This window comes from Cryobacterium sp. Hb1 (assembly GCF_004403585.1).
Lineage (GTDB): Bacteria > Actinomycetota > Actinomycetes > Actinomycetales > Microbacteriaceae > Cryobacterium > Cryobacterium lyxosi.
The window spans coordinates 15,556-35,658 of the sequence record NZ_SOHI01000006.1; the positions used below are offsets into that span (position 1 = coordinate 15,556).

General features: G+C 65.0%; 17 protein-coding genes and 1 pseudogene. 12 read left to right on the forward strand and 6 right to left on the reverse strand.

Annotated features, from left to right (window positions below):
• Positions 1–24: 24 nt before the first annotated feature.
• On the reverse strand, positions 25–2,187 hold the full coding sequence (locus E3T38_RS00730; protein WP_134545547.1) for a PQQ-dependent sugar dehydrogenase: 2,163 nt from the start codon (positions 2,185–2,187) through the stop codon (positions 25–27).
• Between the two features lie 250 nt (positions 2,188–2,437).
• Here E3T38_RS00730 and E3T38_RS17380 point away from each other — a divergent pair.
• From E3T38_RS17380 to E3T38_RS00740, 3 genes and pseudogenes are all read left to right on the forward strand, one after another.
• Positions 2,438–2,617: pseudogene (locus E3T38_RS17380) on the forward strand (transposase); the annotation flags it as partial.
• 21 nt (positions 2,618–2,638) lie between these two features.
• Positions 2,639–3,430: an IS1595 family transposase gene (locus E3T38_RS00735; RefSeq protein WP_241984224.1), complete on the forward strand. Its 792-nt coding sequence runs from the start codon at positions 2,639–2,641 to the stop codon at positions 3,428–3,430.
• Positions 3,431–3,551: 121 nt separating this feature from the next.
• On the forward strand, positions 3,552–4,748 hold the full coding sequence (locus E3T38_RS00740; RefSeq protein ID WP_174775198.1) for an ROK family transcriptional regulator: 1,197 nt from the start codon (positions 3,552–3,554) through the stop codon (positions 4,746–4,748).
• A 252-nt stretch (positions 4,749–5,000) separates the two neighbouring features.
• Here the strand turns inward: E3T38_RS00740 and xylA are convergent, their stop codons facing one another.
• Positions 5,001–6,206: a xylose isomerase gene (xylA, locus tag E3T38_RS00745; RefSeq protein WP_104196039.1), complete on the reverse strand. Its 1,206-nt coding sequence runs from the start codon at positions 6,204–6,206 to the stop codon at positions 5,001–5,003.
• A 211-nt stretch (positions 6,207–6,417) separates the two neighbouring features.
• On the opposite strand from xylA, the gene E3T38_RS00750 reads away from it, so the two are divergent.
• Positions 6,418–7,680 (forward strand): FAD-binding protein, encoded by a 1,263-nt coding sequence (locus E3T38_RS00750; RefSeq protein WP_134545549.1) that lies wholly within the window; start codon positions 6,418–6,420, stop codon positions 7,678–7,680.
• A 98-nt stretch (positions 7,681–7,778) separates the two neighbouring features.
• Here the strand turns inward: E3T38_RS00750 and E3T38_RS00755 are convergent, their stop codons facing one another.
• Together E3T38_RS00755 and E3T38_RS00760 are read right to left on the reverse strand one after the other, a co-directional pair.
• Positions 7,779–8,624, reverse strand: coding sequence for an NAD(P)-dependent oxidoreductase (locus E3T38_RS00755; RefSeq protein WP_134545550.1), 846 nt, complete (start codon positions 8,622–8,624; stop codon positions 7,779–7,781).
• Between the two features lie 37 nt (positions 8,625–8,661).
• Positions 8,662–9,666 carry an aldo/keto reductase family protein gene (locus E3T38_RS00760; RefSeq protein ID WP_134545551.1) on the reverse strand — a complete coding sequence of 335 codons (1,005 nt, stop codon included), beginning with the start codon at positions 9,664–9,666 and terminating at the stop codon, positions 8,662–8,664.
• 168 nt (positions 9,667–9,834) lie between these two features.
• On the opposite strand from E3T38_RS00760, the gene E3T38_RS00765 reads away from it, so the two are divergent.
• The gene (locus E3T38_RS00765) at positions 9,835–11,079 is read left to right on the forward strand and encodes an ROK family transcriptional regulator (protein WP_241984225.1); all 1,245 of its coding nucleotides are present in this window, start codon (positions 9,835–9,837) and stop codon (positions 11,077–11,079) included.
• Between the two features lie 23 nt (positions 11,080–11,102).
• On the forward strand, positions 11,103–12,380 hold the full coding sequence (locus E3T38_RS00770; protein ID WP_241984226.1) for a multidrug effflux MFS transporter: 1,278 nt from the start codon (positions 11,103–11,105) through the stop codon (positions 12,378–12,380).
• On the opposite strand, the gene E3T38_RS17385 is transcribed toward E3T38_RS00770, so the two are convergent.
• Positions 12,321–12,725 (reverse strand): hypothetical protein, encoded by a 405-nt coding sequence (locus tag E3T38_RS17385; RefSeq protein WP_370448965.1) that lies wholly within the window; start codon positions 12,723–12,725, stop codon positions 12,321–12,323. The two genes, E3T38_RS00770 and E3T38_RS17385, sit on opposite strands and share 60 nt — an antisense overlap.
• Here E3T38_RS17385 and E3T38_RS00775 point away from each other — a divergent pair.
• Positions 12,627–13,256, forward strand: coding sequence for a phosphatase PAP2 family protein (locus tag E3T38_RS00775; protein ID WP_134545609.1), 630 nt, complete (start codon positions 12,627–12,629; stop codon positions 13,254–13,256). The genes E3T38_RS17385 and E3T38_RS00775 overlap by 99 nt on opposite strands.
• 211 nt (positions 13,257–13,467) lie before the next feature.
• Here the strand turns inward: E3T38_RS00775 and E3T38_RS00785 are convergent, their stop codons facing one another.
• Positions 13,468–14,157, reverse strand: coding sequence for a hypothetical protein (locus E3T38_RS00785; protein ID WP_134545552.1), 690 nt, complete (start codon positions 14,155–14,157; stop codon positions 13,468–13,470).
• A gap of 119 nt (positions 14,158–14,276) precedes the next feature.
• On the opposite strand from E3T38_RS00785, the gene E3T38_RS00790 reads away from it, so the two are divergent.
• The 5 genes from E3T38_RS00790 to E3T38_RS00810 all read left to right on the forward strand — a co-directional run bounded on the left by E3T38_RS00790 (position 14,277) and on the right by E3T38_RS00810 (position 20,032).
• On the forward strand, positions 14,277–15,686 hold the full coding sequence (locus E3T38_RS00790) for a TrkH family potassium uptake protein (protein ID WP_241984228.1): 1,410 nt from the start codon (positions 14,277–14,279) through the stop codon (positions 15,684–15,686).
• Positions 15,679–16,377 carry a TrkA family potassium uptake protein gene (locus E3T38_RS00795; protein ID WP_134545553.1) on the forward strand — a complete coding sequence of 233 codons (699 nt, stop codon included), beginning with the start codon at positions 15,679–15,681 and terminating at the stop codon, positions 16,375–16,377. The genes E3T38_RS00790 and E3T38_RS00795 overlap by 8 nt, the downstream gene beginning before the upstream one ends.
• Positions 16,374–16,607 (forward strand): ferrous iron transport protein A, encoded by a 234-nt coding sequence (locus E3T38_RS00800; RefSeq protein WP_134545554.1) that lies wholly within the window; start codon positions 16,374–16,376, stop codon positions 16,605–16,607. The genes E3T38_RS00795 and E3T38_RS00800 overlap by 4 nt, the downstream gene beginning before the upstream one ends.
• Positions 16,608–17,012: 405 nt before the next feature.
• Positions 17,013–17,408: a hypothetical protein gene (locus tag E3T38_RS00805; protein ID WP_134545555.1), complete on the forward strand. Its 396-nt coding sequence runs from the start codon at positions 17,013–17,015 to the stop codon at positions 17,406–17,408.
• 260 nt (positions 17,409–17,668) lie between these two features.
• Entirely contained in the window at positions 17,669–20,032 is a 2,364-nt protein-coding gene (locus tag E3T38_RS00810) for a bifunctional SulP family inorganic anion transporter/carbonic anhydrase (protein WP_134545556.1), read from the forward strand.
• Positions 20,033–20,103 lie beyond the last annotated feature (71 nt).

Consider the following 20,103-nt stretch of genomic DNA (forward strand, 5'->3'; position numbering starts at 1 on the left):
TGGGTAGTTTTTTCTGAGACAGAACTAGTTCGAGCGCAGCGCAACCTCGGCGCTGCCGGTGAGCGGTCCTGAGGAGTCGCCGCCGGCATCCGTGTATGAGGCGTTGAAGACCCCGGACAGGTCATCGGTCTCCGGGTTGTGGCCGGAGGGGACCGTGGTGGTGATGGTTCCCGAGCAGCCGCCTGCGGTGGTGATCGGGTGGCCGTGCGAGTCGTGGCCCAGAATGTAGGTCACGGTCACGAGCGAGCAGTCCACCGGCTGGTCATCGGTGACCAGGACTTCGTAGGCCACCGTGTCGCCGAATTGGAAGTCCTGGCCCACTGCGGGGGTGACGAAGGTCACGACCGGAGCCTGGTTGCCCACCTCGATCTCCACCTCTGCGGAGGCGTAGCGTCCTCGATCCTTGCCACCGGAATCCGTCACCTGCAGTGAAGCCGTGAAGGCGCCATCCGTCTCGTAGGTATGGGTGGGGTGCTGCTCGAGGGAGTCGACGACCCCGTCGGACTCGAAGTCCCAGGCGTAGCTGAGCTTGTCGCCTTCGGGATCGGTGGTGCCTGCACTGGAGAACTCCACGGTGAGCGGCGAGGCGCCAGTGGTCGGCGTGGCCGAGGCCATAGGGAGGGGCGAGCGGTTGCCCATTTCGCCCACGAAGTCGATGCGCGAGAGCTGCGCGCCGGGGTTCTGCGCGAAGTACCCGTCGCCGTATTCGAGAACGTAGAGTGCGCCGTTGGGGCCGAACTCCATGTCGATCGGGTTGTCGACGATGATCGAATCCACGACGGCTTCGATCTTCGTCAGCTCACCGTCGGTGAGGGTCATGCCCTTGATGTAGTCGCGAGTCCACTCGTACATCATCGACATGCCGTCGTAGTACTCGGGCCAGGCAACGGATGCCTTACCCTTCGACGCCTTTTTGTCGAAGTCATACGCGGGGCCGGCCATCGGACCGATGCCACCGGTCTCGAGCTCCGGGAACTCGGCGGACAACCCGTAGCCGTACCAAACTTCGGGCTGGGCAACGGGAGGCAACTCTCGCAGGCCGGTGTTGCGTGGCGAGTCGTTCACGGGAGCTGCGCAGTCAAACGTTTCGCCGGAGACGCCGGTGGTGAAGTCGAAGTCCACATACGGCAACTCGGCGGTGGCGCAGTATGGCCAGCCGTAGTTTGCCGCTTCGGTGATACTCGTCCACTTGCCAGTGCCGGCCGGGCCGCGCAGGGGATCGGCGGTCCGGGAATCCGGGGAGTAGTCGCCAACGTACAGCTCGCCGGTCTTCTGGTTGAGCTCAATGCGGAACGGGTTGCGCATGCCCATCACGTAGATTTCCGGGCGGGTGAGATCGGTGCCCGGGGCGAATAGGTTGCCGTTTGGTATCGTGTAGCCGCCCTCGGCACCCGGGGTGATGCGCAGAATCTTGCCGCGCAGGTCATTCGTGTTGGCTGCACTGCGCTGGGCGTCGAATGCGGGATTGCTCTCAATTCGCTCGTCGATCGGTACGAAGCCGTCGGAGGAGAACGGGTTCGAATCGTCGCCGGTGGAGAGGTAGAGGTTGCCGGCCGCGTCGAAGACGATGTCTCCGCCCACGTGGCAGCAGATGCCGCGATCCACGTCGACATCGAGGATCTTCTGCTCGCTCGCAAGGTCGAAGACGGCACCGTCGAATTGGAATCGCGAGAGGGTGATCGAGCCCTTGAACGGGGCGAAGTCCTGTGCCGAGCCGGTGATCGGGGCGTCGCCCTCGTTCACGCCAACGGTTGCGGGGTCGTCGACCGGAGTATTCAGCGGTGCGGAGTAGTACAGGTAGATCCAGTTATTTCCTGTCGTGCCGAACTTCGGGTCCAGGGCGATGCTCTGCAGCCCCTCTTCGTCGTGCTGGTACACCTCGAGTGACGCGGCGAGGGTGTTGAGTCCGGTTTGCGCGTCGTTGAGCCAGATATCACCGGCGCGGGTGGTGTGCAGCACGTCGTTGTTGGGCAGCACAGCCAGGTCGAGCGGCTCGCCCGGCGTGGCGTCGAGGGTGACCTTCTGAAAGCTTGAGTCCGCGGGAGCTGCCGGGGTGGGTGTGTCGGGTGTACCCGGGGGCGCTTGGTCCCCCGGGGCTGCCAGTGCCGGCGTCGCGGTGAGGGCAGCGACTACAAGGGTGGCCATCGCCGCCCCCGCAGTCAGTCGAAGTCCGTGCTTCGTTCGCATATCTGGTTTCTCCTCGTTGAGATCAGGGCGCAACTCTCAGGTGAGCGGGGCCGGTGTCGCCACGGTATGGGAATACTTCGGTGTTTGAATAACCGGAAGAACCAACATCTATTTACGGCTCGGTGCCGTCGCAGAAAATCATGTCCGGCTCGGGAGGCCGCACCGGGGGTACACCCGACGGCACCGAACTACAAACCCCCTTATTTTTGACCTCATGGGGTTTCGCGTTCGGTGCCCTAGTGTGGGGAGTATGCCAACGCCGGCACAACCTGCCTACCCGAACTCGTACGCCGACCTGCGCCTGTGGTTCGACGAACAGTGGAAGTGCCTCGACTATCTCGACTGGTTGCGATGGCCGCACGGATTTCAGTGTCCGAACTGTGCGCACGAGCACGGCTGGCGCGAGGCGCACCAGCGATGGCGGTGCGCGGGCTGCGGCAAACGAATTTCCGTGACAGCTGGAACTATTTTTCACGGCACCCGCACCGAGCTCCTGGTGTGGTTCAGTGCCGCGTGGCTGCTCGTGAACAGCAAGGCCGGGCTGTCGGCGACCCAGCTGCACCGGGAGTCCGAGCTCGGCTCGTTGCAAACCGCCTGGGCCATGCTGCACCGCTTCCGCTCGGTCATGGTGCAACCGGGCCGGGAACGCCTGCGCGGCAACGTGGAGGTCGACGTGTCCTACCTTGGCGGGTCGGTCCCCGGTCGGGGTTCCCTGGGTCGTGTGCTGTTCGCGGTTGCCGTCGAAGTAGGTGCCGACGGTCTGGGTCGAACCCGGGTAGCGCGAATCCCGAGCGCCGGGACCGCGCAGCTGGCCGCCTTCATGCTGGATTCCATCGAGCCCGGCAGCCGCGTCATGACCCACGACTGGTCGGCCTTTCCGGCGCTCATTCGGGACCGGTACCTGCACCTGGCCCGACCGACCGTGGCGCCGGGTTTCGCCACTCGCGAAGTGCTTCCCGCCGTGCGCCGGGTGGTGTTCCAGGCGAATCACTGGTTGATGGGGCCGCGGCAGGGCGCCGTCAGCGCCGAGCACTTGCCCGCCTACGTCGACGAGTGGGTGTTTCGGTTTAATCGCCGTCACTCCACCAGTCGCGGTCAGCTTTTCCACGCCCTGATGGGGTACGCCGTGGCCGGACAGCCGATGACCTACCGGTCGCTGCTGAAGACGGGGCGCACCCGGCCCGCCGCCGGCGTGCCGTACTCGGCACCCCGATCGGGGTCCCCGGCGCTGCCCTGGCGCTGACCTGGCGCTGGCCTGCGGTGAACGGCGCCGTCGTGGTGCTGCGGTGCCCTGCGAGGCCGCCGCGGCGGCATCCGCTCGGAAAGTATCAAAGTTCAAATGATTAGTATGATTGAATTGCCTGATGGTCGACATAAGTCACGTCAACGCCCTCGGTCCGGCCGGCGCGAGTGACCTTTTTCAGGTGTTGCGTGATGGTCAGCCGCGCACGCGCACGGAACTCGCCGACCTCTCCGGACTGGCCCGCTCCACCGTAGCCCTGCGCGTCGACGCGCTCACGCGCCTCGGTCTCGTCGGCCCGGCCGGCAACGCCACCTCCACTGGTGGCCGGCCCTCATCGCAGTTCGCCCTGCAATCGGGCAACAAATTCGTGCTGGCCGTGGACATCGGCGCGAGCCATATTCGGATCGCGCTGAGCGACCTGGGTGGACGAAGCCTCGTGCAGGACTCGACCTTTCTGGAAATCTCGGACGGACCCGAGATCGTGTTGAACTGGGTCATCGAGGCCGGTGCGCGGCTGTTCAGCGACAGCAGGCGGTCAACGGCCGACCTGCTCGCGATCGGCGTGGGCCTGCCCGGCCCGGTTGAGCACACCAGCGGCCGGCCGATCAACCCGCCGATCATGCCGGGCTGGGACCGCTTCGATGTTCCCGGCTGGCTGCAACAGCACTTTCAGGTTCCCGTGCTCGTCGACAACGACGTGAACCTCATGGCGCTCGGCGAACGAGAATTCGCCTGGTCGGGCACGGACCACCTCATCTTCATGAAGGTCGCCACCGGCATTGGCGCCGGCGTCATCTCGGGCGGCTACCTGCAGCGCGGCGCGCAGGGCATTGCCGGCGACCTCGGGCACGTGCAGATTGCCCGCGGCGTGGGCGTGCCGTGCCGCTGCGGCAATGATGGCTGCCTCGAAGCCGTGGCCTCCGGGGCGGCGCTCACGCGATTACTGGCCGCCCAAGGGCTGCCGGTGACAACGAGCCAGCACGTGGTCGACCTCGTGAAGCAGGGCAACCTCGAGGCTATTCGGGCCGTGCGTCAGGCCGGACGGGATATGGGGGAGGTGCTCACCATGTGTGTCAACTTGATCAATCCCTCGGTCATCGTGCTTGGCGGGTCGATGGCACAGGCTGGGGAACACCTGATCGCGGGCGTGCGGGAGATCGTTTACTCGCGCTCCAACCCGCTCGCTACCCAGCACCTGCAGATTACCCAGTCCAGCGCCGGGCCCAATGCCGCCATCCTGGGTGCGAGCATGCTCGCCATCCACCACGCGCTCTCGCCCGAGCGCATCGAGGCCATGGTCGTGTCGCTCGCCCTCTGACGCCAGCGTTCTGACCCGTCCCGTGCAGGGATCACGAGGCATAACTCCTGCAATCTGAGTGGCCGCCGACCGACTTCCGCGTATTCGCGTGGGTGCCTGGGCGGTCTGTCGCCAATTTGCAGGAGTTATGCGCAGTGCAGGTGGCTGATTCAGGAAATTGGGGTTGCCGGTGCCGCCCAGCCCCGATTTTTCGAGACTGGGCGGAGCGAACGCGTGCGGATCGCCTGAATGAGCTGCTTGAGTGCGGTGGGGCTAGCGCGCACCGAGCAGGTGTTCGAGGGCGAGCTGCTGCAGATGCACGAAGCCGAAGCCCTTGCCACCGAAGTACGCGTCGGTGTCGAAGTCTTCGTAGGCACTGCGGTCGGCGAGCAGGTCGTCGTAGCTTTCGCCGGATGCGAGGGTGTTGTTCGACAGGTCAGGCACCTTCGACGCGGCGAGGGCCGCCTGCACCTCGGGATCGGCGCGGAACGCCGCCGCGCGCTGCTTGAGCAGCAGGTAGGTGCGCATGTTGGCCGCGGCCGACGTCCACACTCCCGCGACGTCTTCGGTACGGCTCGGCTTGTAGTCGAAGTGGCGCGGCCCGGTGTAGGCCTGGCCGCCGCTCGGGCCGCCGTTTTCGAGCAGGTCGACGAGCGCGAAGGCGTTCTGCAGGTCGCCGTGGCCGAAGACGAGGTCCTGGTCATACTTGATGCCGCGCTGACCGTTGAGGTCGATGTGGAACAGCTTGCCCTGGTACAGCGCCTGGGCGATACCGGCAGCGAAGTTGAGCCCCGCCATCTGCTCGTGCCCGACCTCGGGGTTCACTCCGACCATTTCGGGACGCTCGAGGGTTTCAATGAACGCCATCGCGTGGCCGACCGTCGGCAGCAGAATATCGCCGCGCGGTTCGTTGGGCTTGGGCTCAATGGCGAAGCGGATGTCGTAGCCCTTGTCGGTGACGTAGTCACCGAGCAGGTTCACGGCTTCGCGGTAGCGCTCGAGCGCCGAACGGATGTCCTTGGCCGCGTCATACTCGGCGCCCTCGCGGCCGCCCCACATGACGAAGGTCTTGGCGCCGAGCTCGGCGGCAAGGTCGATGTTGCGCAGCACCTTACGGAGGGCGAACCGGCGTACCGCGCGATCGTTGGAGGTGAAGCCGCCGTCCTTGAAGACCGGTGCGCTGAACAGGTTGGTGGTGACCATCGGCACGATCAGTCCGGTGTCGGCGAGAGCCTGCTTGAGGCGGTCGATCTGGGACTGGCGCGCGGCATCCGTCGAGCCGAAGTCGAACAGGTCGTCGTCGTGAAAGGTCAGGCCGTAGGCGCCGAGCTCGGCCAGGTTGGTGACGGCATCGACGACGTCGAGCTTGGGACGCGTCGGGCCACCGAACGGGTCACTGCCGTTATAGCCGACGGTCCAGAGGCCGAAGGAGAACTTGTCGTCGCGGGTGGGGGTCAGGCTCACGTCACTCAGGGTCATATCACTACTTCCGATTCAGCTTCGTCGATGATTTGTTGATTAGTCAAACATATACCGGGGATGGATGCAGTCGTCAATAGCCGGACTGTTGAATTCGCCGCAGCCACGCAGCCGCAGCCACGCAGCTGCAGAACCCGAGTGCAATGGTGCCAAGGTGACCTGACTGGGCTGGTATGTTGTCCTGAACACCAAATACGATGAGGTGGTCCGAATGAACCAGAAGAGCGAACGCAATTGGGCCGGTAACTACCGCTACGCGGCACCCGTCGCGCACCCGAAGAGCGTCGACGAGGTGCAACAACTCGTCGCCGCGGCGACCCGGGTGCGCGCCCTCGGTTCGCGCCACTCCTTCAATGCGATCGCGGATTCCCCCGGCATGCTGCTCGCACTCGACCGCGTCGACGATGCCATTGTCATCGACCCGACCCTGCTGAGCGTCGAGGTTTCCGGCGGCACGACCTACGGCACGCTCGCCGTCGAACTGCAGCGGCAGGGCTACGCCCTGCACAACCTCGCGTCGTTGCCGCACATCAGCGTGGCCGGTGCTATCGCTACCGGCACGCACGGCTCGGGCGACCACAACGGCAGCCTCGCAACCGCGGTGTCGGCCCTGGAGATCGTCACGGGCTCCGGGGGGCTGCTGCGGGTTGATCGGTCGACTCCCGACTTCGCCGGCATGGTGGTGGCGCTCGGCGCCCTCGGCATCGTCACCCGGGTCACGCTCGATATCCAGCCGACGTTTGAGGCGCAACAGTTCGTCTACGAGAACCTGTCGTGGAGCGCAGTGCTGCAGCATTTCGATGCCGTGATGGGCAGCGCCTACAGCGTGAGCCTGTTCACCAACTGGCTCGGCGAAAACGTGGATCAGGCCTGGGTGAAAAGCCGGGGCGGCGACTTTACTGGCGCGGGCGAGTTCTTCGGGGGAACGGCGGCGACTCTGGGGCGACATCCGCTGCCCGGTATTTCAGCGGTCAACTGTACGGAGCAGTTCGGCGTCGCCGGGCCCTGGTCGGAGCGACTGGCGCACTTTCGGATGGCTTTCACCCCGAGCAACGGCGAGGAGTTGCAGAGCGAGTATCACGTGCCGCGCGAGCATGCCGTCGCAGCAATCGAGGCGCTGCGCACTCTCTCCGACCGGATCGCGCCGCTGCTGCTGGTCAGCGAGGTTCGTAGCGTCGCGGCAGACGACCTCTGGCTCAGCCCGAACTTCGAACGGCCCGGCGTGGCACTGCACTTCACCTGGAAGCCCGAGCAGGCCGCCGTTGAAGCGCTGCTGCCCGTACTGGAGGGCGTTCTTGCGCCATTCGCAGTGCGCCCGCACTGGGGCAAACTCTTTCACGCGAATGCCGAGATGCTCGCCACCCGTTACCGACGCTTCAACGACTTCCGTGCTCTCGCCGACCGACTCGACCCGGCACAGAAATTTCGCAACGCGTTTTTGGAGCGAACGGTGTTCGGGCGCGTACGGGTCTGACGCAGTTCATGCGGGCCGCGACATCCGTCGTCACAGCAGTGAGCGGATGCCGGCGGTCCGGAGCGAAACTGCCCAAGTTGACTACCAGTCGCGGCTAACTACACGTGGTCGCGCCAGCTGTGCTCGGGGGCGAAGCCGAGCATCCGTTTCGCCTTGTCGATCGACAGCAGGGTCTCGTGTTCGCCCACCGTCTTCGTCACGGTGACGTTCGGGAAGACCTCGGCGGCCAGGCTCGCGCTCGACCGGCTCATCACGGTGTCGGCGGCCGCGATGATGAACGTCTCGAAACCCGGCTGGGCCTGTTCGAGCGCCCGCAGCACGGCCTGGGCGCCGTCGCGACCGTCGATGTAGCCCCACAGGTTCCACTTGCGCAGGGTGGCGTCATCGTCGAATGCGGGGAATGCCGCGTAGTCGTCTTCGTCCATCACATTGGAGAAGCGCAGCGCCGTGATGCTCAGCCGCGGATCCCAGCGCACGAGCTGGATAGCCATCTGCTCCTCGAGGTGCTTCACCAGGGAATACATGCTCTCCGGGCGGGCCGGGTACTCCTCGTCAACAGGAATGTAGGGCGGGTCGATGTCGAATGGCAGACCGAGGGTCGTCTCACTCGAGGCATAGACGATCGTCTTGATTCCGGCCCGGCGGGCGGCCTGGAAGACGTTGAAGGTTGCGAGCATGTTGTTGTGGAACGTGGCCACATCGGGCAGCAGGCCGGGGGCCGGGATGGCGCCCAGATGCACGAGCGCGTCAAACCCGTCTGTGCGGTCGTCGATGCCGAACATCACGTCGATGACCTGGCCGTAGTCGGTCAGGTCGATCTTGGTGAATCCGGAACCGCGAAGTCCCGACTGGTCGAGATTGGTGACCTCATGCCCCTCGCTCGCCAGGCGCGCAACCACGCTACGGCCGAGCTTGCCACTACCACCGGTGACGGCAATTCTCATGAATACTCCCTAAGTCTCAAAAGCGGATGCGGCCGGCTCACACCTCGCGCTGCTCCGGCGAGGTGGTCTTGCGCGGGTCGAACTCGGCCAGGTCTCGAACGGCCGCATCGATCCTTGAAAGCACGTCAGCGTCGAGGTGCACACCGGCGGCCTTCGCGTTGTCGGCGACCTGCTCGGGGCGGGACGCGCCCATGATGGCGGATGCAACGTTCTTATTCGCCAGCACCCAGGCGAGAGCGAGTTGCGCCATGCTCAGTCCGAGCTCGTCGGCGATCGGGCGCAATTTCTGCACGCCGGTGAGCACCGGCTCATCCATCCAACGCTTGATCATGTTGGCGCCGCCCTGGGCATCCGTTGCCCGGCTGCCTTTCAAGGGCGCCTGACCCGGCAGGTACTTGCCGGTGAGCACGCCCTGAGCCACGGGAGACCAGACGATCTGCGAGACGCCGAGTTCTTCGGAGGCCGGAACCACTTCGGATTCAATCACACGCCACAGCATCGAATACTGCGGCTGGTTGGAGATGAGCTGAATGCCGAGGTCAGTGGCCAGGGCGTGGCCGGCGCGCAACTGCTCGGCGTTCCACTCGCTTACTCCGATGTACAGGGCCTTGCCCTGGCGTACGACGTCGGCGAAGGCCTGCATCGTCTCTTCGAGCGGGGTTTCCACGTCGTACCGGTGTGCCTGATAGAGGTCGACGTACTCCGTTTGCAGCCGCGTGAGCGAGCCATCGATCGACTCGAGGATGTGCTTACGAGAGAGGCCGGTGTCGTTGTGTCCCTTGGGACCGGTCGGCCCGAAGACCTTGGTGAAGATTTCGAGGGACTGGCGGCGTTCACCGCGCAGGGCATCGCCCAATACCTGTTCGGCGATGGTGTTCGCGTAGACGTCTGCGGTGTCGAACGAGCTGATTCCGGCGTCCAGGGCCGCGCGCACGCAGGCCGTCGCTGTGTCATTCTCGATCTGGGACCCGTGGGTGAGCCAGTTGCCGTAGGTAATCTCCGAAACTTTCAATCCGCTGTTGCCGAGGTATCGAAACTCCATGACGTCCCTGTCTGGCGCCTCGTGTCTGCCGGCGCCTTCGATGATTTGTTGACATTGGCAACGTATCATCCATCGAGCTCATCCGGCGCAGTAACCTGACTTCTGACCGAAAAAGCGAGCGGGAGGCCGAGAGCAGTGGACGCCATGCAGGGTAACAACCATGATGATGTGCGCAGGCACAACCTGTCGATCATTCTGCGCCTCGTACACCGCGGTGGCGCGGCGTCGCGCGCCCAGCTGACCCGCCTGACCGGTTTGAACCGGTCGACCATCGGCGCGCTGGTCGCAGAGTTGGGCGAACGCGGCTTGGTCGAGGAACGCACCCCCGACCCCACCAAACTTGCCGGGCGCCCGAGCCCGATCGTGGCGGCGAGCGACCGCGTTGTGGCCATTGCGGTGAATCCTGAAATTGACGCGATCACCGTGGGGGTCGTCGCCCTCAGCGGCGTCGTGCACCGGAGCATCCGCTTCGCCACGCCAACCACGCCGACGGTCGCCGAGGCGGTCGCTATCACGGCGAGTATTGTCACCGACCTGCGGCGCGAGCTCGGAGAGTATTCCATAATCGGAATGGGTGTGGCTGTGCCGGGCCTGGTGCGTGCACACGACGGTCTGGTTCGCAACGCTCCACATCTCGGCTGGGTCGACGAACCACTCTGCGACCTGCTCGCCGAGGTCACCGGTCTGCCCGTCGTGGCCGCCAACGACGCGAGCCTCGGCGTCACGGCGGAGCGCTATTTCGGTGCGGGGCAGGGAATGACCGATCTCATCTACCTCAACGGCGGCTCGAGCGGTATCGGTGGGGGCCTCGTCGTCGGGGGAGTCGCGGCCGGCGGACGGGCGGGCTACGCGGGGGAATTCGGGCACACCAGGGTGAGCGCGGGCTGCCGCACCGACTCGGCCGGTATCGCCGGCACTCTCGAAGCCGAGGTCACCCGCGGCGCGCTCCTTGAGGTGCTCGGCCTGCCCGCCGGGGAAACGGATGCCGACGACCTCGAACGCGCACTGCTCGCCTCCACCGCGCCCGCGGTACGCGCCGAAGTGAACCGGCAGGTCGATTTCTTGGCCGTGGCTTTAGCCAGCGCCGTCAACATCCTCAACCCAGAACTCATCGTGCTGGGCGGCTTCCTCGCGGCGCTCTATGTGGTCGACCCCGGGCGCTTGACGCGCGCGGTGGCTGCACTGACGCTAGGGACTGCGTTCGACGAGGTGCAGATCGCCCCCGCGCTTCTCGGCTCGAATCTGCTCCTGATCGGTGCCGCCGAACTGGCCTTCGAAACGCTGCTTCTCGATCCACAGTCCGAAAGCGGGAATAGTTCGGGTCTATCCTCGCTTAGCGTAAGGGCGGCCGGAGGTGCCACTGCGGCCGTGTCGCCCGAAATCGCGCCGCCCGCCGCCATCCAGCCTCTCTAGACCAGCCAAGGACATCCGTTTTCGTGATTACAGCCAGCATCCCCGTGATTAGCGCCGCGCAACTTGCCTCCACCGCGGCGCATCCCGGGGACAAACTGACTCGGCGCCAGCGCATCGTCTACATACTCATTCTCGGGGCGCTCACGGCGCTCGGCCCGTTTACCATCGACCTGTATCTGCCGGCCTTTCCGACCCTGGAAAACGAATTCGGCGTGCTGCCGTCGGTCATCCAGCTCACCCTGACCGGCACCATGATCGGTTTCGGTTTCGGGCAGCTGGTCGTAGGCCCCTGGAGCGATAAGGTCGGACGGCGACTCCCGCTCATGCTCGCTACCGGTGTGCACATTCTCGCCTGTGTCGGCGCCGCCCTGTCGAACGACATCATCGTGCTCGCCATCTTCCGCGTGCTGCAGGGCTTCGGCGCCGCGGCCGGCGCCGTCGTTGCCATGGCCATGGTGCGGGACCTGTTCGGCGGCAGGCCGCTCGTCAAGATGCTGTCCCGCCTCGCGCTGGTCAGCGGCCTCGCGCCGGTGCTGGCACCGGTGATCGGCTCGCAGCTGCTGCTCGTCATGAGCTGGCGGGGAATCTTCTGGGTACTGGCCGCCTACGGCGTCATCGTGATTCTGGCCGTCGCCTTCTGGATCGTTGAAACCCTGCCCGAAAGCGAACGCAACGCGACGGGCCACAGCACCCTCGGCCAACGCTACAAAGCGGTACTGAGCGACCGCACCTTCGTGGGCGTCGCGATCATCGGAGCGATGACCTTCACCGGGTTGTTCTCCTACCTGTCGGCCTCACCGTTTCTGTTCCAAGACGTGTACGCGTTCAGTCCGCAGGAGTACGGTCTGCTGTTCGCCATCAACTCCCTCGGTGTGGTCACCGGGGTGCAGCTGAGCTCGCGCCTGATGCACCGGTCCAACATCGGGCCGCAGTGGATACTTTCCGTCTCCACGGTTGTGCTGGTGATCACCGCTGGTGCGATCGTGCTGCTCGACCTCGGCGGCATTGGGCTGTGGGGTGTCCTGGTGCCGCTCTGGTTCTTCATCGCGGCCTGCGGCTTCACCCTGCCGAGCGTGCAGGTCATCGCGCTCAACGCCCATGGACACGAAGCCGGAACCGCTGCGTCGTTGCTCGGCGCCGCGAACTTCGGTGTGGCCGGATTGATCTCGCCGATTGTGGGACTGCTCGGAGTGGGAACGGCGATACCGATGGCATCCGTCATGGGCGTCACCGCCGTGATCTCAATTCTTGCGCTCTGGCTGATTGTGCGCCCGAGCAGCGTGCCAGCGCTCGACCGCTAGCCCGAGGCGCTCGCTCGTTCTCATTCGCGTCTCAGGCCACTTCGAGTCTTGGGCCCCTCCGAGTCTTAGGCTCCTTCGAGTCTTAGCCGCTCGGGCCCACGGTCCGGGCCCGGGCCCCGTCCAAAATGGGGGCGCGGTAACGGGCTGCTGACCTACGATGGCGGAATGACTAACCCGGAACGCGCTGCAGACCCCGCAGCTCGCCACATTTCCCGTCGCTGGCCCGTCGTCAGCGGCATCTCCGCTATGGCGTTGGCCGCCCTGCTCGGTCTCGTCGTGGTCGTGCGGGCAAACGGCGCCGCCCTCGAGGTCGACACCGAGTGGATGAACGAGATCATCGAGCATCGCTCGACGGTCTGGCAGGTTCCGTCGCTGTTCATGAACACGCTCGGCGGCGGTCTATTCGGCGTCTTCGTCGTGCCGCTGGTCATAATCCTCGTGCTCGTGCTGATCAAGCGGCCCTGGGCGGCCGGGTACTACCTCGGGGCCACGGTGCTGAGTGCGGTAGGCGTGCAACTGCTCAAACAGGTCTTTGGGCGGGCCCGCCCTGAAGACATGCTGGTCACCTCCGATTTTGGGTCGTTTCCTTCCGGCCATGTCGCCAATGCGGCAACCATGGCGGTGTGCCTCGCGATCATCTTTCCGCGCCTCTGGGTGGTGCTCGCCGGCGCCGCGTATACGATCGTGATGCTGCTCAGCCGCACCTATCTGGGTGCGCACTGGCTCACCGACACCATCGGTGGCTTATTACTCGGCGCCGGTGTCGCTATCGTGCTGTGGGCTCCGGTCGCCGCCAAACTCGATGGCGAACGTGCACTCGCCGCCCGCCGGCGACTCGAACGGCAGCGGAAGCGGCAGAAAACCCTCACGTCATGACCAACGCGGTACAGGAGCCCCGGTAGAACGGCAAGGTCTCGTTCGACGCTTCGTTCGTCATTCGTGCAACAGACAACTCCTGGATCTGCCGTGGGTCAACCATCGGGTACGAGACTGGGAACCCGAGCCGTTGCGTTGGCTCGCCGTCACCGCCCTCTACCGTGCCTATCCACTGGCCGATCGAGCCGAGCTTGCCGGGCGTTGCACCACGTCACCGTTTGCGCGCATGGCCGACATCGTGCCGGGCCGGGGGCACTAGACGGCTGAACGGAACGGGCACTCGCCGCGCAGACGCGCGAGGGGATGAGTTTCCCAGCCGAGCGGCGTGTCGAGTCCAGCGGTGCACCAGCCGTGGGCGGAGTAGCCCCAGCTCGGACACGGTGAGCGGGTCGGGTGGTCGCACGACTCTCACCCCGAGTGCGTCGCTAATGTTCTCCAGCCCGGAGCGGGGCCACACCTGGCCCCGCAGGCGAAGCAGCACGTCACCGGCGGAGTCCAGCAGGTACAAGTGCGAGAGGGTCTCGACCATCTCGCTCTGATACAGCTCGACGAGCACGACGCTGGCAATTTCGGCCGTACCAAAGTTGGTCACCCGGCCCAGCAGGTTGCGGCTTTCCAAGCGCCCAGCCGCAACGGTCACGCACACTCTGCGGGCCCCGAATACAGCGATCACGCCGAGAAGGGTCAGGCCGAACTGAACGGCGGCGACAAAGATCCAGGTATTGCGCGGGATAGTGAGCCAGTACAGCACGATCAGAACGGGGACCAGCAACGACAGTGCAGCGATAATCGACCGCTTGACCAGCTTGCGACGCGGCCGCAAAACGTGCCGGACTGCCGGCTCGAACCCCTCGCGCATCATGTGTTCCGTTTCACCCCTCAAAGTGAGTATCGCGCACATCGACCCAGTATCTCGTTGCTACTTCAGGGGGGTAGACGAAGCCGCCTGAAGCGAGTAACGTCTCCCGACGAGGAATCAGGCGTACCCCGCGGGGAGTGCGCCCAGCGTAGAGTTGGTCCGTGCACTCACGGGCCATCCGCGAACGCGGCAACACAACGAAGCGGCACCGGCTGCATCCGGCGCAGGTCGTCGTTTCCGGATTCGCCCTGACCATTTTCGTCGGCACAGCGCTGTTGATGCTGCCGAACGCCCGGGTCGGGCCGGGCGGCGCATCGTTTCTGGAGGCCCTGTTCACCGCGACGAGCGCGGTGTGCGTCACCGGGCTGACCGTCGTCGATACGGCGGTGTACTGGACACCGTTCGGGCAGGTCGTGATTCTGCTGCTGATTCAAATCGGCGGGTTCGGGATCATGTCTTTTGCCTCGGTCGTCGGGCTCGCGATCGCCCGCAAGCTCTCCCTGCGCTCGCGCATAACAGCCGCCGCCGAAACCAAAAGCGTCGGTCTCGCTGACGTGAAGGGGCTGGTGTTCGGTGTTGTGCGTATCTCGCTCGCGATCGAGGTCACCGTAGCGATGATGCTCGCGCTGCGCTTTATGCTCGGCTACGGCGAGCCCATTGGCCGGGCCATCTGGCTGGGGGTGTTCCACTCGGTATCGAGTTTCAATAATGCCGGCTTCGCCCTGTTCAGCGACAATCTCATGGGGTATGCAACGGATGCCTGGATCTGCCTGCCGATTGCCGCCGCCGTCATTCTCGGTGGCCTCGGCTTTCCGGTCATTGTGCAGCTGCGGCGGCAGCTGCGGCGGCAGGGGCGGGATTCTCGGCACTGGTTACAGCATGCTTGGTCGATTCGAACCTGGACCATGAATACCCGCATCGTGGTCTCCGGCACGCTCGCGCTACTCATTCTCGGAACGGCATATATCACCGCCGTTGAATGGTCGAATCCGAATACTCTCGGCCCGTTGGACTGGTCAGGCAAACTACTGGCCGGTTTCTTCCAATCGGTGCAGACCCGCACCGCCGGTTTCAATAGCATCGACATCGGCCAGCTCGACTCCGCCACCCTGCTCGGGATGGATGTTCTGATGCTGATCGGTGGCGGTCCCGCCGGAACCGCTGGCGGCATTAAAATCACGACGTTCGCCGTACTGTTCTTCATTATCTGGACCGAGGTGCGCGGCCAGGTCGCCGTGAACGTGTTCGGCAAGCGGCTTTCCCGGGCGGTGCACCGTGAGGCGATCACGATCTCCCTGCTCGCCGTCGGCGTCATCATTGCCGCGACGGCGGCGCTCATGCTCCTGACCGACATCTCTCTGGACGCGCTGCTGTTCGAGGCGATCTCCGCTTTTGCGACGGTGGGACTGTCGACCGGGATCACCGCGGGGCTGCCATGGGGAGGGCAGGTCATCCTGATTCTGCTTATGTTCATCGGCCGCCTCGGCCCGATCACCTTCGCGTCGGCCATTGCCCTGCGCGAACGCCGCACCACCTACGAACTTCCCAAGGAAAGGCCGATCATTGGCTAAATATTCGCTGTTCGGGCACCGCGACCCCGCCCGCCTCGCCGAAGCTGAATCGGTCGTCGTCATCGGTCTCGGCCGGTTTGGCAGCGCGCTCGCCCTCGAACTCATGAACAGTGGCACCGAGGTGCTCGGCATCGACGGGGACGAAGAGGTGGTACAGATGCACAACAGACTGCTCACCCACGTGGTGCGTGCCGACTCCACCAAGGAGGCTACCCTGCGGGAGCTCTCGGTACCCGAGTTCTCCAGTGTGGTCGTGGCGATCGGCGGCGATATCCAGGCAAACATTCTCACCGCTTCGCTGCTGCTCAAGCTGGGCATCGCGAACATCTGGGCCAAAGCGGTCAGTGACCCGCACGGCGAGATCCTCACCCAGCTCGGCGTCAACCATGTCATCTACCCGGAGAAAGATATGGGCAAGCGGGTTGCGCACCTGGTGCGCGGCGCTATGCAGGACTATATCGAGATCGGCGAGAACTTTGCGCTGGTCAAGACGGCACCGCCGCGGGCGCTCATCGGCGTACCCCTCGGCCAGGCCAAGGTGCGTGCCCGCTACGGCATTACCGTCACCGCGTTTCACCGCCCCGGCGCAGGCTGGAGCTACACCTCGCTCGACACCGTGATCGAAGATGGCGACATCATTCTCATCGCCGGAGAATCTGCGCGAGTCGAAGAATACAGCCTGATGCGATGAGTTCCCCCTTCGTTTTTCTCGCGGATGCACCGCTCGGCAGTCGGGTCGTCGTGCGCACCAGCATTCCGGGTGGGTATACGGACGCGCTGGGCTTTCTGCGGAGCCGCAGCGCGGCATCCGTTTCGGTGGAGACCAAGCGGGGGCTGGTCACGCTCGCGATGGCCGACGTGGTGGCCGCGAAGCTCGTGCCGCCGGCGCCCGAACGGAGACCGCGCCGGGCCCGGGCCTGAAACCACCGGTTGACGTGAGGATCTGAACCAGAACGTGCGCCCAAGACGGTTCGGCCACCTACTGCGCTGCGCTGCGCCTTTCTGGCTGCGCTGCGCCTTTCTGGCTGCGCTGCGCCTTTCTGGCTGCGCTGCGCCTTTCTGGCTGCGCTTTTCTGGCTGCGCTGCGGCTTTCTGGCCGCGCTGAGGCTCCGTCAGGCCCGTCCATCAGTTGTGTGGCGCGTGCGACGTGCCCCTGAAGGTTTCGTGACGAGTGCGTGAACATCTAACGCTGATTTGCGTTCTGGTCAGGTCAAACAGAGATTATCTTGCTACTTTTTACCTTCCAGATCACCTGAGTTTTCAGCGGTCGGAAGGCTCGCGGTCGCGGGTCGTCAACGACCTGAGGTGCCGATAAGGAGGTACCCGATGACCCCTGCGCTTCAGGCGGCGGGTGACCTGCGCCGTACCGTGACGATGATCCTGGCAATTATTGGCACGACCATTTCGTTGATCTTCGGACACTCCCTCGACGGGGCGCTCCTGGCCGATTCGGGTGACAGCGCTGCCGCTTCGGCGATCAGCTCCGTGCAGGTCGTCGGAACAGAGTCGGCCGCACCGACACTCCAGGTCAACGACGCGGATCTCTGCGCGGCGGCAGAGCCCGGGCGAGGCATCGTTCTGCCTCGGGCGCTTATTCGCCAGCCCAGCGCTTGCACAGTGTTGTCTTTCGCGCCGCGCATTCGCCGGTCGGTAGCAATACGCTACCCGGAGGCCCCACCTCGCCCGGTCACGCTTACCGCACTGTGCATTAGCCGCACCTAGAAGTCGAGCAGATCCCCACGGCAGAGCACCCCGCGACGCAATTCCTGCCCAGAAACAGTGCACGCCTTTCACGTGCCCCCAGGAGCGGGTCGGTTGCGCGCTCGCTGAGACCAGCGCGTCCACGGAGACCTATCGACACCCGCCTATCGACACCCGCCTATCGACACCCGCCTATCGGCGTCCCGAGACTCGGTGCCTGGCGCGATGGCCTGTCTCCGGACCCATGCAGCACGAATATTCTCCGAACGAAGGACTTTTTCATGACCACACATTTCACCCATTCAGCGTCCTCGCCCCCCGGAATTTCGCGCAGCGGGCGCATTCGCGGTTTCCTGACGAACGACCTGCGTATCAACTTTCCCGCGTCGTTCGTCGTCTTTCTCGTAGCCGTACCCCTCTCGCTGGGCATCGCAGCCGCGTCGGGGGCGCCGGTCATGGCCGGTCTGATTGCCGCCGCCGTTGGCGGGATCGTCGCGGGCAGCCTCGGCGGTTCTCCGCTGCAGGTCAGCGGCCCCGCCGCTGGGCTGACCGTGATCGTCGCCGGCCTCATCGACCAGTTCGGGTGGCAGGCGACCTGCGCGATCACCGTCGCCGCCGGGTTCGTGCAGATCGTCTTTGGTTCCTGTCGCATCGGCCGAGCGGCACTGGCCGTCTCCCCGGTGGTCGTGCACGCCATGCTCGCTGGCATCGGAATCACCATCGTGTTGCAACAGCTGCACGTCATGATCGGCTCCGAATCGAGCAGCTCAGCCCTCGCGAACATTACGAGCCTCCCCGCAGCGCTCGCGGCCGCGAATCTTCCGGCCGTACTCCTCGGTGCCCTGGTTATCGCCATCCTGGTGCTCTGGAAACGACTTCCGCCAGCCGTGCGCCGGGTTCCAGGACAGCTCGTTGCCGTGGTCGGCGTCACGATCCTGTCGGTACTGCTCGGTGCCAACGTGGAACGCGTTACCTTCGACGGGTCAATTCTCGACGCCCTGTCTTTTCCCGAGGTTCCCGAGGGAAATTGGCAGGCGATCATGATGGGCGTCCTGTCTATCGCGCTGATCGCGAGCATCGAATCGTTGCTTTCTGCGGTGGCACTCGACAAGATGCACACCGGCCCGCGCACCAACTTCAACCGCGAACTTCTGGGGCAGGGGGCGGCGAACATGCTCTCCGGTGCGATCGGCGGTCTGCCCGTCACCGGGGTCATCGTGCGCAGTGCTACCAACGTGGAAGCAGGTGCACGGTCGCGCACGTCCACCATTTTGCACGGCATGTGGATTTTGGTCTTCTCGTTGCTGTTCGCCGGTCTGATTCAGCAGATTCCGCAGGCGGTGCTCGCGGGACTTCTGATCGTCGTGGGCGTGCGGCTGGCGAGCCTGGCCAACTTCAAGACCGCCCGACGCACCGGCGACCTGCTGGTGTACTGCATCACTCTGATCGGGGTCGTGTTTCTCAATCTGCTCGAGGGGGTCATGATCGGACTCGCCTTGGCAGCCGCCCTCGTTTTGTGGCGCGTGGTTCGGGCCTCCATCCACGCCGAACCAGCGGGTCCTCCGGAATCGAAATTGTGGCGGGTCGTGATCGAGGGGTCGTGCAGTTTTCTGTCGCTCCCGCGCTTGAATTCCGTTCTGAGCTCCGTGCCAGCGGGCTCCCACGTCACGATCGATCTGGCGGTCGATTTCTTCGACCATCCGGCCTACGAGACGCTCAGCGCCTGGCAGCGTCAACACGAGAGCACCGGCGGCACGGTACAGATCGACGAGGGCGGCGCCGCAACGCTCGAATTGGCGGCGGCACTCCCGCCCCGCAGAAACTCGGCACCGTCCACGACGCGCCTCGGTTTCGCGCCCTGGAAGGCCTGGCAGGGCCGTGACCGCGGCGGAGTCAACAGCTACGCGCACCCGCATCCGCTGAACCCGGTGATCCACGGCATCGACGACTATCACCGTCGCCATGCGGCTCGCGTGCGACCGCACATGCAGGAGGTGGCCGACTCCCAGAATCCCGACACCTTGTTTCTGACCTGTGCGGACTCCCGCATCATTCCCAACCTGATCACGAGCAGCGGCCCCGGTGACCTGTTCACGGTGCGCAACATTGGCAACGTCGTCTGCGCGCACGGTACAGAACCCTCCATCGACGCGGCGCTCGCGTTCGGTCTTGACGAACTCTCCGTAAATTCAATTGTGGTGTGTGGCCATTCCGGCTGCGGTGCCATGGCGGCCGCGCACAATGAGCAGGCGGCGGACGCGGCGGACGCGACGGATGCTTCGCAGGCGGCTGCCGAGGATAGTGCCGGCCGCGAACGGGGAGCCGTCGATGCCTGGCTCGATCATGTGCGCCCCAGCCGCGAAGCCCTTCGCAACGGACATCCCGTTGGGCGGGCGGCACGAGATGCTGGTTTCAGCGAGGTCGACCAACTGGGCATGGTGAACGTTGCCGTTCAGCTGCAGAATTTGCGGCGGCATCCGCTTGTTGGCCCGGCGGTCGCGAGCGGGCGCGTGCATCTTGCCGGCGTCTTCTACGACCTGTCCACGGCGCGGGTGATCTGGATCACGGCCGACGGAATCGACCACCTCGACCGGGTGAACGCCCCTTCACCGGAAAGCGCGGGACTGGGGGCGGCCGCGCTGTGAAGACGTACTATCCCACGTGCGCGGCGGATTCAGGTTAAGCGGGGAACAGTCCGTGCCCCCGTCGACGACCG